The 13,100-nt window shown below is 66.6% G+C and carries 16 protein-coding genes; 6 read left to right on the plus strand and 10 right to left on the minus strand.

What is annotated here, in order from left to right:
• The first annotated feature begins 55 nt into the window (after window positions 1–55).
• The gene (locus tag IE187_RS11800; RefSeq protein ID WP_189676422.1) at window positions 56–718 is read left to right on the plus strand and encodes a uracil-DNA glycosylase; all 663 of its coding nucleotides are present in this window, start codon (window positions 56–58) and stop codon (window positions 716–718) included.
• Window positions 719–728: 10 nt separating this feature from the next.
• Here IE187_RS11800 and aguB read toward each other — a convergent pair whose 3' ends face one another.
• Complete coding sequence (aguB, locus tag IE187_RS11805) at window positions 729–1,580, minus strand: N-carbamoylputrescine amidase (RefSeq protein WP_189676423.1); 852 nt, start codon at window positions 1,578–1,580, stop codon at window positions 729–731.
• A gap of 55 nt (window positions 1,581–1,635) precedes the next feature.
• Between aguB and IE187_RS11810 the strand changes: the two genes are divergently transcribed.
• Window positions 1,636–2,034: a low affinity iron permease family protein gene (locus IE187_RS11810; protein WP_133191391.1), complete on the plus strand. Its 399-nt coding sequence runs from the start codon at window positions 1,636–1,638 to the stop codon at window positions 2,032–2,034.
• 7 nt (window positions 2,035–2,041) lie between these two features.
• Here the strand turns inward: IE187_RS11810 and IE187_RS11815 are convergent, their stop codons facing one another.
• Together IE187_RS11815 and IE187_RS11820 are read right to left on the minus strand one after the other, a co-directional pair.
• The gene (locus tag IE187_RS11815; protein WP_189676425.1) at window positions 2,042–3,016 is read right to left on the minus strand and encodes an agmatine deiminase family protein; all 975 of its coding nucleotides are present in this window, start codon (window positions 3,014–3,016) and stop codon (window positions 2,042–2,044) included.
• 3 nt (window positions 3,017–3,019) lie between these two features.
• A complete protein-coding gene (locus IE187_RS11820) occupies window positions 3,020–4,660 on the minus strand; it encodes a M28 family metallopeptidase (protein WP_189676426.1) in 1,641 nt (546 codons plus the stop codon).
• Window positions 4,661–4,788: 128 nt separating this feature from the next.
• Here IE187_RS11820 and IE187_RS11825 point away from each other — a divergent pair, with 128 nt between their 5' ends.
• Window positions 4,789–6,804, plus strand: a complete 2,016-nt coding sequence (locus IE187_RS11825) for an alpha/beta hydrolase family protein (RefSeq protein WP_189676427.1) — start codon at window positions 4,789–4,791, stop codon at window positions 6,802–6,804.
• Window positions 6,805–6,947: 143 nt separating this feature from the next.
• On the opposite strand, the gene rpsD is transcribed toward IE187_RS11825, so the two are convergent.
• A complete protein-coding gene (gene rpsD, locus IE187_RS11830) occupies window positions 6,948–7,562 on the minus strand; it encodes a 30S ribosomal protein S4 (RefSeq protein WP_133191387.1) in 615 nt (204 codons plus the stop codon).
• 210 nt (window positions 7,563–7,772) lie between these two features.
• Between rpsD and IE187_RS11835 the strand changes: the two genes are divergently transcribed.
• Window positions 7,773–8,075, plus strand: coding sequence for a chorismate mutase (locus IE187_RS11835; protein ID WP_189676428.1), 303 nt, complete (start codon window positions 7,773–7,775; stop codon window positions 8,073–8,075).
• Between the two features lie 4 nt (window positions 8,076–8,079).
• Here IE187_RS11835 and IE187_RS11840 read toward each other — a convergent pair whose 3' ends face one another.
• The 6 genes from IE187_RS11840 to rpiB form a co-directional block, all read right to left on the minus strand.
• Window positions 8,080–8,331, minus strand: a complete 252-nt coding sequence (locus tag IE187_RS11840) for a hypothetical protein (RefSeq protein WP_189676429.1) — start codon at window positions 8,329–8,331, stop codon at window positions 8,080–8,082.
• Window positions 8,332–8,403: 72 nt separating this feature from the next.
• Window positions 8,404–9,141, minus strand: coding sequence for an RNA methyltransferase (locus IE187_RS11845; RefSeq protein ID WP_189676430.1), 738 nt, complete (start codon window positions 9,139–9,141; stop codon window positions 8,404–8,406).
• Window positions 9,138–9,599, minus strand: a complete 462-nt coding sequence (nrdR, locus tag IE187_RS11850; RefSeq protein ID WP_133191383.1) for a transcriptional regulator NrdR — start codon at window positions 9,597–9,599, stop codon at window positions 9,138–9,140. Before nrdR ends, IE187_RS11845 begins: the two co-directional genes overlap by 4 nt.
• A gap of 3 nt (window positions 9,600–9,602) precedes the next feature.
• A complete protein-coding gene (locus IE187_RS11855; RefSeq protein ID WP_133191382.1) occupies window positions 9,603–9,857 on the minus strand; it encodes a hypothetical protein in 255 nt (84 codons plus the stop codon).
• A 1-nt stretch (window position 9,858) separates the two neighbouring features.
• Entirely contained in the window at window positions 9,859–11,172 is a 1,314-nt protein-coding gene (gene glyA / locus IE187_RS11860) for a serine hydroxymethyltransferase (protein ID WP_189676431.1), read from the minus strand.
• Entirely contained in the window at window positions 11,169–11,621 is a 453-nt protein-coding gene (gene rpiB, locus IE187_RS11865; protein WP_133191380.1) for a ribose 5-phosphate isomerase B, read from the minus strand. The genes glyA and rpiB overlap by 4 nt, the downstream gene beginning before the upstream one ends.
• 136 nt (window positions 11,622–11,757) lie before the next feature.
• Between rpiB and IE187_RS11870 the strand changes: the two genes are divergently transcribed.
• Window positions 11,758–12,354, plus strand: coding sequence for a sigma-70 family RNA polymerase sigma factor (locus IE187_RS11870; RefSeq protein ID WP_229839383.1), 597 nt, complete (start codon window positions 11,758–11,760; stop codon window positions 12,352–12,354).
• Complete coding sequence (locus tag IE187_RS11875) at window positions 12,351–13,097, plus strand: anti-sigma factor (RefSeq protein ID WP_189676432.1); 747 nt, start codon at window positions 12,351–12,353, stop codon at window positions 13,095–13,097. The genes IE187_RS11870 and IE187_RS11875 overlap by 4 nt, the downstream gene beginning before the upstream one ends.
• The last annotated feature ends 3 nt before the right edge of the window (window positions 13,098–13,100 follow it).

A 13,100-nucleotide genomic window follows, 5' to 3' on the forward strand; every position in this document is an offset into this window, starting at 1 on the left:
GCTTGGCGCAGGGTACAGGTTGAGTTGCTCACCCAAACCTGCCTATCGCATCGCGATGAACTTCGCACCCAGCCCGCTGCCCGAAACCGAACCTTCGCGCGATTGCCCGCTTTGCCCCCGCCTTGTCGGCTTGCGCGAGACGTTGCGCGTCGAACATCCAGCGTGGTGGAACGCTCCCGTCCCCGCGTTCGGCGATCCGCAGGCGTGGCTCGGCATCGTCGGCCTCGCCCCTGGCCAGTTCGGCGCGAATCGTACCGGGCGGCCGTTCACCGGCGATCGCTCGGGGCCATTGTTGTTCGATACGCTCGCCAAGTTCGGGCTCGCCACTGGCGACTATGAGGGCAAGCCCGACGACACGCTCCAGCTCGACGGCGTGATGATCGTCAACGCGGTCAAATGTCTCCCGCCCGAAAACAAGCCGACGCCCGAGGAAATCCGCACCTGCCGCCCCTTCCTCGAAGCGCAGGCCGATGCGGTCCCCAGCGCGCGCGTGTTCATCGCGCTCGGCCAGGTGGCGCATCAGTCGGCGGTCAAGATCCTCGGCGGACGCCTCCCCAAATGCCGCTTCGCGCACGGTGCCGAGCATCGCATGCCCGACGGGCGCATCCTGATCGATAGCTATCACTGCTCGAGCTACAACCAGAGCACCGGGCGGCTCACCGCCGAGATGTTCGAGGCGGTGTTCGCGCGCGCCTTGGAACTGCGCGCGGCGGGCTGACCGCCCCGCGTCAGATATCCTGCACCAGCCGCCCGTAGAGATCGGGGCGGCGATCGCGGAAGAAGCCGAACGCGGCGCGGTGGCGCTTGACCCGGTCGAGGTCGATCGTAGCGGTGATGACGCCCGTCTCCTCGCGCCCCAGCTCGGCGAGGATGTCGCCGCGCTCGTCGGTGATAAAGCTCGTCCCGTAAAAGGTTTGGCCGTGCTCGACGCCGATGCGATTCGCGGCGACCACCGGAACGACGTTCGACACGGCATGCCCGACCATCGCGCGCCGCCACAGCCGCGCGGTGTCGAGCGAGGTGTCGTGCGGCTCGCTGCCGATCGCGGTCGGGTAGAACAGGATCTCCGCCCCCATCAGCATCAGCGCGCGCGCGGTTTCGGGATACCATTGATCCCAGCACACGCCGACGCCGAGCGTCGTCGCATCCGGGCCGGGCCACACCTTGAAGCCGGTATTGCCCGGGCGGAAATAGAATTTCTCCTCATAGCCCGGCCCGTCGGGAATGTGGCTCTTGCGATAGACCCCCATCACGCCACCATCGGGCCCGATCATCGCGAGCGAATTGTAATGATGCGGGCCGTCCGCCTCGAAGAAGCTCGTCGGGATGTAGACGCCAAGCTCCTTGGCGAGATCCTGCATCGCGAGCACCGCCTTGTGGACGCCGACGGGCTTCGCGTTCGCGAACAACCCTTCGTCCTCGACACGGCAGAAATATTCGCCCTCGAACAATTCGGGCGGCAGGATCACTTGCGCGCCCTTGCCGGCGGCCTCGCGCACGAGATCTGAGACATGCGCGATATTCGCGTCCATATCGGCGGAGAAGGCGAGTTGCAGCGCAGCGACGGTGATTTCGGTCATGCGCCGCCATATCGGGCTTCGCCGCCGCGATTCAAAGACGCAAAAGGAATTGGGCGTGGAAAAGCTGTTCGAAACGATCGCGCAAAAGGCGACGGGCTGGGCAGGGCGCCCGCCCGCCTTCGTCCTCGCGCTGTCGGTAATCGTGATCTGGGGCGTGACCGGGCCGCTGTTCCACTATTCCGACACGTGGCAGCTGGTGATCAACACCGGCACCACCGTCGTCACCTTCCTGATGGTGTTCCTCATCCAGAACGCGCAGAATCGCGACGCCTCGGCGATCCAGGCCAAGCTCGACGAGATCATCCGCGCGACCACCGATGCGCGCAACGCGTTCATCGGGATCGAGCATCTGACGCAGGACGAGCTCGAAGGCATCCGTCGGATGATCGAGCGCGATTGCGGCGAGAGCTCGACCGATCACCACGCCATCGAACGGCTGATCGGCCGGCTCTAACCCCGAATCAGGCGGGCACTTGCTGCGAGATGCAGTGGAAGCTCCCGCCGCCGGTCAGGATCGCATCGGCGCGCAAGCCAACCGCAGTCCGGCCCGGGAACAGCTGCTGCACCGCCGCGACCGCCGATTCGTCGTTGGGCGCGCCGTAGAGCGGCACCACCACCGCGGCATTGCCGATATAGAAGTTCATATAGCTCGCCGGCACGATCTCCTCGTCGCGCAGCACGCGGCCGGGCGACGGAATCCGCACCACGGTGATCCCCGGCATCGCTTCGGCCGCGGCGGCGGCATGCTGATAGACCAGCCAGTTGGGGTCGTTCTCGGCCGCCTGCGGGATCGCCAGCACGCCGGGCGCGACGAAGCGCGCGAGATTGTCGACATGCCCGTCGGTATGATCGTTCATCAGCCCCTCGCCGAGCCACAGGACTTGGTCGAGACCGAGATCGTCGTGCAACCGCCGCTCGATCTCGGCCTTGCTGAGCGCGGGGTTGCGGTTGGGGTTGAGCAGGCATTGCTCGGTGGTGACGACGAGCCCGGTGCCATCGCCATCGATCGCGCCGCCCTCGAGCACCCAGTCGCACGGGGTGACCGGCAGCAGCTTGCTCGCCGCGAGCCGCAACCCGACATCGTCGTCGCCGGGCAAATCGTATTTGCCGCCCCAGCCGTTGAAGCGGAAATCGCGCGCGCTGTGGTCCGACAGCACGATCGGCCCGGTGTCGCGCAGCCAGATGTCGCCGAACGGTTCGACCACGATCTCGGCGAAATCCCCCGCCAGGCTGCGTGCCGCCTCGGCCGCATCCTCGTCAGCGGCAACGAGGATGACGCGCTCGCCGCGACCCTCGGCATGGACCGCGCGCCCGAACGCGGTCACTTCGTCGCGCGCGGCGTCGAGATCGTCCTCCCACAGCTCGGGATGGCTCGGAAACCCGATCCACACCGCGGCGTGCGGTGCCCATTCCGCGGGCGGCAGCAGCTTCGACATACGTTATTTCCCTGCACGACTCGTGTCGCGAACGGCGCGGAATTCCGCGGATTTGTACCAATTGGGCCAATCGGTGCCATCGGCGAGCTGACGCCCCAGCGCATAATAGAGCTGAACGTCCTCGACCGCGCCCGACCAATCCCACGCCGCATTATATTCGTCCTGCGGCTTGTGATAGCGGTTTTGGATATAATCGAGCGTCGCGGCGTGTCCCGCTGCGACACCGCCGACGCGCAGATCCTCGCCCGCGCCGCCATCGAACATCGGCACGCCCAATTTGGCGAAGCTGAAATGGTCCGAACGGAAATACCCGCCGCGCTCGGGATTGGGCTCGGGCTTGATCACGCGATCCTGCGCTTCGACCAGCAGCTTCATGCGATCCTCGAGCTCGGACTTGCCAGCGCCAGCCACGACGAAATCCCGGGTCCGGCCTTTGACGTTGAGCCCGTCCATATTCACCCCGCCGACGGTCTGCGCGAGCGGATAGATCGGATGCTCGGCATAATAACGCGACCCGAGCAGCCCGCATTCCTCGCACGTCACCGACAAGAAGACGAGCGAGCGCTTCGCTGGCCCGGTCTTGGCATTGGCCTCGGCGAGCGCGACGAGCCCGGCGACGCCGCTCGCATTGTCGAGCGCGCCGTTGCAGATGTCATCGCCGTTGACCGCATCGCAGTGGCCGAGATGGTCCCAGTGCGCGGTGTAGAAGACATAGTCCTTCGGCGCCGTCTTGCCGGGCAGGATGCCGATCACGTTCTTCGACGCCTGGCGCTTGATCGTGTTGGCGAAGCTGACCGACGCCGTCACGCCGAGCGGTACGGCCGTGAAACCCTTGGTCTTGGCGGAGGCGCTGAGCGTCTCGAAATTCTGCCCGGCGCTGGCGAACAGGTCCTTTGCCTTGGCAAGCTGCATCCAGCCGATCGCCGCGCTCTGGTCGGCATGGTCGCCCTTCTCGTCGAGCTCCAATTGCGGGCCGGTCCAGCTCGACTGGACGACGCCCCAGCCATAGGCGGCAGGCTCGGTATCGTGGACGATGATCGCCGCGGTCGCGCCGTGGCGCGCGGCTTCCTCGAACTTGTAGGTCCAGCGGCCGTAATAGGTCATCGCCTTACCCTCGAAGAGCCCATCGCGGCCGGGCGTCTGCCAGTCGGGATCGTTGACGAGGATCACGACGGTCTTGCCGTGGACATCGACCCCGGCATAGTCATCCCACCCGCGTTCGGGCGCGGTGATGCCGTAGCCGACGAACACGACGGGCGAATCCTTGATCGCGATCGTCGGCGTGACGCGATAGGTCGCGAGCACCATGTCTTGGCGATACTGCAGCGCGACCGGCGTCTTGCCGCCGCTGAAGGTCATCGGCGTCACGTCGCGCGCGGTGAGTTCGACGAGCGGGACGGGCTGGAACCAGCTGCCATTGTTGCCCGGCTTGAGCCCCGCCGCCTTGAAGCGCGCGACGATATAGTCGGTCGCCTTGTCCTCGCCCGGCGTGGTCGGCTTGCGGCCTTCGTACGCGTCGGACGACAGCGTCTTCGTGACGTCCTTGAGCGTCTGCACGGATATCGCTGGCGCGGTTTGCGCGGTCGCACTCGTCGATAGCGCGGCCGCGCCCAGGATCACGGCAAACGTCGGGGAGAGGCGCATCGGCAAGCCCTTTTACTGGATTTCGCGCACCGTTCTGGCAGGCCACGATCAAACGCGCAACGCTCCGGAACGGGTCGCTTGCGGGGGATCGGAAACGCGGTATCGTGCGGAATCATAGGGGGGATTCCATGACACGACATATGCTGCGCGCAGCGCTGATCGCCTGCGTTGCCACATCACCGCTTGCCGCGAGCGCGGCCCCGGATGCAGCGGCGACCGCACCCACCGCGCTGACCGACGCGCAGCGCTTCGGCGCGCGCGAATCGGTGCAGCAGATCAGCCTTTCGCCCGATGGCAAACGCGCCGTCGTGCTGATGAGCGCGGGCGATCGCGGCGTCGCGGCGTTCGTGCTGACGGTCGATTCGGCCGAACCATTGGTCCGCGTGTTCGGCTCGAGCGGCGAGAAGGAGCAGCTCGATTATTGCCAATGGGCCACCAACGACCGGCTAGTCTGCGGGCTGCGCTTCACCGACGGCAAGGTCAGCGACATGGTCGGCTTCGATCGGCTGATCACGGTGCAGGCCGATGGCAAGAACCTCAAGCTGCTCAGCGCCAGGACCTCGACCGACGCGCTTGGCGTGATGCAGAATGGCGGGCGCATCATCGACTGGCAGGGCGACCCCAGCGGCGCCACGCTGCTGATGACGCGCCAGGTCGTTCCCGAATACAGTACCGGCACGCATCTCAACGAGACCGACCACGGTCTCGCCGTCGAACGCGTCGATCCCGCGACACTGCGCCGCAGCTTCGTCGAGCCCGCGCGCGCGGATACCGAGGAATATATCTCCGACGGGCGCGGGACCGTTCGCATCGCCGGCATCCGGCCGAAAACGAGCAGCGGCTATGGCGCGACGCATATCCGCTATGTCTATCGCAAGGCCGGCACGACCAAATGGCTGCCGCTCAGCACCGTCACCGGCGACGCACAGACCGAATCCGGGTTCGATCCCTATGCCGTCGATCCCGCGCTCGACGTGGTCTATGGCTTCGATAATCTCGACGGGCGGCGCGCGCTGTTCAAGATCGCGCTCGATGGCAGCCTCAAGCGGGAGCTCGTCTATTCGCGCCCCGACGTCGATGTCGCCGGGCTGGTCCGCATCGGGCGTCACAACCGCGTGGTCGGCGTGAGCTTCGTCACCGATCGCCGCCAGACCGATTTCTTCGACCCCGAGCTCAAGAAGCTGTCGCTGAGCCTGTCCAAGGCGATGCCGGGCACCCCGCTGGTCCGCTTCATCGACGCCAGCGCGGATGAATCGAAGCTGTTGCTGTGGACCGGAAGCGATATCGATCCCGGCAAGTACATGGTGTTCGACAAGAAGACGCGACACCTCGACGCTCTGCTGCTCGCGCGCCCGCCGCTCGAGGAAGCGAAGCTTGCCCCGGTCAAGGCGATCACCTTTCCCGCCGCCGACGGCACGCCGATCCCGGCCTATCTGACGCTCCCGGTGGGCGGATCGGGCAAGGGGCTACCCGCGATCGTCATGCCGCACGGCGGCCCGGGCGACCGCGACGAATGGGGCTTCGACTGGCTGGTCCAGTTCCTCGCCGCGCGCGGCTACGCCGTGCTCCAGCCGAACTATCGCGGATCGACCGGTTATGGCGATACATGGTTCCAGCAAAACGGTTTCAAATCGTGGCGCATCGCGATCGGCGACGTCAACGATGCCGGGCGCTGGATGGTCAAGCAGGGCATCGCCGCGCCGGGCGGGCTCGCGATCGTCGGATGGTCGTATGGCGGCTATGCCGCGCTGCAATCGCCGATCCTCGACCCTGCGCTGTTCAAGGCGATCGTCGCGATCGCGCCGGTCACCGATCTCGACACGTGGCGCCACGAGCACGACCATTATGAGAGCTTCGCGCTGGTCGATGCGTTTGTCGGCAAGGGCCCGCATATCCGCGAGGGATCGCCTGCGCTGAACGCCGCGCAGATCGCCGCGCCGGTGCTGCTGTTCCACGGCGACATGGACCAGAATGTCGGCATCGGCGAATCGCGCACGATGGCGAGCCGGCTGCGCAGCGCGCACAAGCAAGTCGAGCTGGTCGAGTTCAAGGGGCTCGATCATCAGCTCGACGATACTACCGCGCGCACGAAGATGCTCGACAAGACCGATACATTCCTGCGCACGTCGCTCGGCATCAAGTGACACGAAAAAGGGCGGCCCGATGCGGGGCCGCCCTTCTTGGTTCGGATCGGCGCCGTGGCGAAGCCACGGCGTCGGTCGGTGCCTCGGGCACCGCCGGCCGAGCCGCTGAGTATGGCTGGCGCTAGCTTCGCTAGCGCCTCGCCTCAGCGGCTGTAGAACTCGACCACCAGGTTCGGTTCCATCTTCACCGGATAGGGCACTTCGTCGAGCGCCGGCACGCGCGTGAAGGTGACCTTCGCCGCACCGTCGGGCGCGACATAATCGGGGATTTCGCGCTCGGCGAGCTGCTGCGCTTCGAGCACCAGCGCCATTTCCTTGGCCTTGGTGCCCAGCGTGATCTCGTCACCGACGAAGCAGCGACGCGACGCGATGTTGCACTTCACGCCGTTGACGCGGATGTGGCCGTGCGAAACGAGCTGACGCGCCGCCCAGACGGTCGGTGCGAACTTGGCGCGATAGACGATCATGTCGAGACGCTGCTCGAGCAGGCCGATCAGGTTCTGGCCGGTGTCGCCCTTCATGCGCGCTGCCTCGGTGTAGCACGCGCGGAACTGCTTCTCGGTCACGTCGCCATAATAGCCCTTAAGCTTCTGCTTGGCGCGCAGCTGGATGCCGAAGTCCGAGACCTTGCCCTTGCGGCGCTGGCCGTGCTGGCCGGGGCCATATTCGCGCTTGTTGACGGGCGACTTGGGACGACCCCAGATGTTCTCGCCCATCCGGCGATCGAGCTTGTACTTTGCGCTTGAACGCTTCGACATGTGATATTCCTTGGCAAGTGCTTCGTGACAAGACCACCTGCCGGGGCAGGCGATCGATACCCGGTATCGCTCTATCCAGATCTTTGGAGGATCAAGGCAGGGCCACCACTTCACCGGGGTGCGGGGCCATTTGCGAAGGTGGGCGCTTAGCCGCGTGGGCCGTGTGAGTCAAGCTGGACAGCTGCGGCCCGTCACGCCAAGACCGCGGGCATGAGCGAAATCCTGTCAGGCCCCGACTGCACCACCATGATCGAGGTCCGCGCCGGCGTCGACCAGGTCGACCGCGAACTGATCGCGCTGCTGGCACGGCGCTTCGCGTACATGGATGCCGCCGCGCGGATCAAACCCGCGCGCACGGCGGTGCGCGACGAAGCGCGCAAGGCCCAGGTCATCGCCAATGCCTGCGCCGCGGCGCAGGCGGCCGGCGTGCCCGAACGGATCGTCGCCAATCTGTGGGAACAGCTGGTCGAAGCGTCGATCGCCTACGAACTCGCCGCATTTGACCGACGCTGATCGCTCAGCGCGGGACGTCGACGCCGTTGCCGCGGCTCTGGTTCTGCATGTGCTCGGCCGAGCGCTGCCCCTCGAGGTCGAGCGTCGCCCATTCCGCCTTGGTGCGGCAGACACGCTTGACGAACAGCGACCCGGTCGCTTCCTGGCTGCGGCAGACCGTCTTTTCTTTCTCGATCGGAGCGTCCGCGGGGACCGCGTCGCTCGCATAAGCAAGGCTCGGGACGCACAGCAGCACAACAGCGACGATAGTTTTCATGGTGTTCCCGTGCCCCCACTCAGCGCGATGTAAGTCGTTGCTACACCGCAATATAACGCCGCTACGCGCAGATCAAGGTCGCCGCGGCGTCTTCCCCGACAGCGCCGACAACACGCCGCGCAGCGTCCGCACTTCCTGCGCCGACCAGGCGGGCTTGGTGAGCAAGGTGCGCAGCGTGCGTCGCGTCACCGGGGTGCGGTCAGGCGGATAGAAGAAGTCGGTCGCCACGAGCATCGCGTCGAGCTGGCCGATCATCCCGTCGAGCTCGGCCTGCGGCGCGGGCTCGTGCAGTTCGACCGCGGGCGGCTGCGCCAGCCCCATGCCCTTCGACCATTCGTACGCGACGAGGATGACCGCCTGTGCGAGATTGAGCGAGCCGAATTCGGGGTTGATCGGCACGGTGATGATCGTCCGCGCGAGCGCGACGTCGTCGGTCTCGAGCCCCGAGCGTTCGGGCCCGAACAGGATCGCCGCGCGCCCCGGCCCGGCATGGATCGCGGCAGCGGCCTCCTCGGGGGTCACCACCGGCTTGGTCACGCCGCGCTTGCGCACCGTGGTCGCATAGACATGGCTGCAATCGGCGACCGCGTCGGCGACGGTTTCATAGACTTGCGCTCGTTCGAGCACGATATCGGCACCCGATGCCGCCGGCCCGGCCGAGGGATTGGGCCAGCCGTCGCGCGGCGACACCAGCCGCATCTCGACCAAGCCGAAATTGAGCATCGCGCGCGCGGCCTTGCCGATATTCTCGCCGAGCTGCGGGCGGACGAGGACGAGGACGGGCGGCGGAACAGCCGGAAGCGTGCTCACGCCTTGCCGACCTCGCTCACCGTACCGGCGAACTCCTCGAAATCGCGCGCTTCACGGAAATCCTTATAGACGCTGGCGAAGCGGATATAGGCGACCGAATCGAGACCCTTGAGCCCCTCCATCACCATCTCCCCGATTCGCCCAGAGCGCACTTCGCTTTCGCCCTGCGTCTCGAGCTGGCGCTGGATGCCCGAGACGAGCTTCTCGAGTCGCACCGCCTCGATCGGGCGCTTGCGCGCCGCGATCGAGACCGAGCGGAGCAGCTTCTCGCGGTCGAACGGCTCGCGCTTGTCCTCGCTCTTGAGCACGGTCAGCTCGCGCAGTTGGATCCGTTCGAACGTGGTGAAACGCGCTGCACACCCCTCGCACTGGCGCCGGCGTCGGATCGCACCGGCATCTTCGGTCGGGCGCGAATCCTTGACCTGGCTGTCTTCATGTCCGCAAAAGGGGCAGCGCATCTCTTATTTGTTCAACTTTCGATAAGCGGCATAGCCGGCGCCGAGCAAAGCGCCCGTCATCAGCGAAAACGGCAGCACGATCGCCGCCAGCGCACCGACGACGGCGCCGCCGACGATCCGGTTGCCTTCCTCGCCGCCGAGCAGCGTGCTGGTCTTGTCGACCGCGCTGTCGAGCACTTCGACGACATCCTCGCCAACGGCGCGGGCCATGTCTTCGAAGGTGGTCTTGGGTTTCTCGTCGCCAGCGGGATCGGTCATGTCAGCTCTCCGGGTAGATCGGGAACCGGTGACATAGTGCAATAACACGCTCCCGTACAGCGGCTTCTACCGCCGGGTCGCCGCCCTCGCCCTTCTGGCGCAGGCCGTCGAGCACGTCGGCGACCATGTTGCCGATCTCGCGGAACTCGGCCGGGCCAAAGCCGCGCGTCGTGCCCGCGGGCGTGCCGACGCGGATGCCGCTGGTCTTGGTCGGCGGGAGCGGATCGTTGGGGATGCCGTTCTTGTTGCAGGTGATGTTCGCACGCTCGAGCGCTTCGTCGGCATCCTTGCCGGTGACGCCGAGCGGGGTGAGGTCGATCAGCGCGAGATGCGTGTCGGTCCCGCCCGAGACGATCTCGGCGCCGCGCTCCTTGAGCGTCGCCGCGAGCACCTTGGCGTTCTCCATCACCGCAGCGATGTAGCTCTTGAAGTCGGGTTCGAGCGCTTCGCCGAACGCGACCGCCTTGGCGGCGATGACGTGCATCAGCGGGCCGCCCTGCAGCCCCGGGAACACCGCCGAGTTGAACTTCTTGCCGAGCGCCTCGTCATTGCTGAGGATCATGCCGCCGCGCGGGCCGCGCAGCGTCTTGTGCGTCGTCGTCGTCACGACATGCGCGTGCGGCAGCGGCGAGGGATGCAGGCCGGCCGCGACCAGTCCCGAGAAATGCGCCATGTCGACCAGGAAATAGGCGCCGACCTCATCCGCGATCGCGCGGAACTTGGCGAAATCGATCTGCCGCGGATAGGCCGAGCCACCCGCGATGATCAGCTTGGGGCGATGCTCGCGCGCCAGGCTCGCGACTTCGTCGAAGTCGATCAAGTGGCTGACCGGATCGACGCCGTACTGCACCGCATTGAACCACTTGCCCGACATCGCCGCGCGCGCGCCGTGCGTCAGATGGCCACCGGCATCGAGGCTCATGCCGAGGATCGTCTCGCCGGGCTTCACCAAAGCGAGCATCACCGCCCCATTGGCCTGCGCGCCCGAATGCGGCTGGACGTTGACATAGGCGCAGTCGAACAGCTGCTTGGCACGGTCGATCGCCAGCTGCTCGACTTCGTCCGACGGGTGGCATCCCTGATAATAGCGCTTGCCGGGATAGCCTTCGGCATATTTGTTGGTGAACACCGAGCCCTGCGCCTGCAGCACCGCCTTCGACACGATGTTCTCGGAGGCGATCAGCTCGATCTGCGTCTGCTCGCGCGTCAGTTCGTGCTGGACGCCCGCGAACACCGCGGGGTCGGTTTCGGCCAGGCCGCGCGTGAAGAAACCGTCGGGCTGGACGTCGTGGAGCGTGGTGGGATTGGTGCTCATGCCGGATCCTTTGCGGGAGCTGGGGCGCCGAGCTTGTCGACGCGGGTTTGATGGCGGCCACCGGCGAAATCGGTGGTCAGGAAAGCGGTAATGCAGGCCTTGGCCATGTCCTCGCCGATCAGCCGCGCGCCGAGCGCGATGACGTTGGCGTCGTTATGCTCGCGTGCCAGCGCGGCGGACAGCGGTTCCGAGACGAGCGCGCAGCGCACCGCCGGGTTGCGGTTGACCGCGATCGAAATGCCGATCCCCGACCCGCACAGCGCGATACCGCGCTCGGCCGATCCGGCCGCGATCGCTTCGGCCAGCTTGAACCCGAAATCGGGGTAATCGACGCGCGCATCGCTGTCGGGACCGAGATCGACGACGTCATGCCCCTGCCCGGCGAGCCAAGCGGCAAGTATGCCCTTTAGCGCAAAGGCGGCGTGGTCGGAGGCAATGGCGATGCGCAAAGCGAAGGCGCTCCCAATTCGATTGAGCGGATCGGCAGCGCTTTAGCCAAGCATCCGCGCAATTGCCACACTCAAGCCAGCAGAATTGCCGTGCGGCGATTGCGATACCCGCAACAGCTGGCTAGGGTGTTGATCTGTGATAGATTCGACGCCTCGCGCTTCCGTCAACTCCGCCGCCGGGACACCCGAAGCGGCGCGTCTTCGGCTCGTCGAGACGCTGGTCCGTACCGGCGAGGAAGACCGCGCGGCCTTTCGCGATCTCTATTCGCTGACCTCGGCGAAGCTATTCGGCATCTGCTACCGTATCTGCGGCGAAAGGCAGGCTGCGGAAGACGTGTTGCACGACGTATATCTCACCATCTGGAAACGCGCCGGCGCCTACGAACCCGCGCGCGCAAGCCCGATCACTTGGCTCGCGACGATCGCGCGCAACCGCGCGATCGACTGGCAGCGTGCGCAGACCGTGCGCCGCGCATCGCCGATCGAAGATGCGCCCCCGATCCTCGACACCGCACCACTTGCCAGCGACGTGCTGCTCGAGGCCGAATCGACGCACCAGCTGCACGCTTGCCTCGACAGTCTCGAGGAGCGCCAGCGCGCCGCGATCCGCACGGCGTTCTTCGACGGCGTGACCTATGCCGAACTCGCCGAGCGCGAGGCGGTGCCGCTTGGCACGATGAAGAGCTGGGTGCGGCGCGGTCTTGCGCGGCTCAAAGCGTGTCTCGAGGGATGAGCGACGTGCTGCCCCCCGACGTCCGCGACGACGATCTGCCCGACACGATGGCGGGCGAATTCGCGCTTGGCCTGCTCGACGGCGACGCGCGCGCCGCCGCGACGCGGCGTGTGCTCGCCGAGCCCGGCTTCGCGCGCGAGGTCGAGGCGTGGCGCACGCACCTCGCGCAATTGTTCGACCTGTGGCCCGAAATGCCCGCGCCCGATCTGTTCGCACGGATCGAGCGCTCGCTCTATGGCGCCCCCGCGCCAAGCGTCGTCGCACTGCCGGCGCGCGCGCCGAGCAAATTCTGGCCGAGCCTGGCTGCGTTTTCGAGCGTCGCCGCCGCAGGTTTGCTCGTCGTGCTGTTCACCCGCCCACTGCCCGTGCCGCAACCCCCGGTCGCGCCCCGCGTCGTGGTCGAGACCAGCCCGACGCTGGTCGCCTCGATCACCCCGACCGCCAAGGGCACCCCGGTCACCGTGGTGTACGACGCGCGCGCCGGATCGCTGCGGCTGACCGAGGCGAGCCTGGCCGACGCGAAGCGCACCGCCGAACTGTGGGTCATTCCAGCGGGCGGGACGCCGCATTCGCTCGGCTTGCTCCAGACGCATGGCGGCACGGCGTTGACGCTTGATGCGGCCAATCGCGCGCGGCTTGCCGCGGGTGCGACGCTTGCCGTTTCGCTCGAGCCGATCGGCGGATCGCCGACGGGGCTGCCGACCGGGCCGGTGGTCGCGACGGGTGCGCTGTCGCGCGTCTAGGTG

This window comes from Sphingomonas glacialis, assembly GCF_014653575.1.
Lineage (GTDB): Bacteria > Pseudomonadota > Alphaproteobacteria > Sphingomonadales > Sphingomonadaceae > Sphingomonas > Sphingomonas glacialis.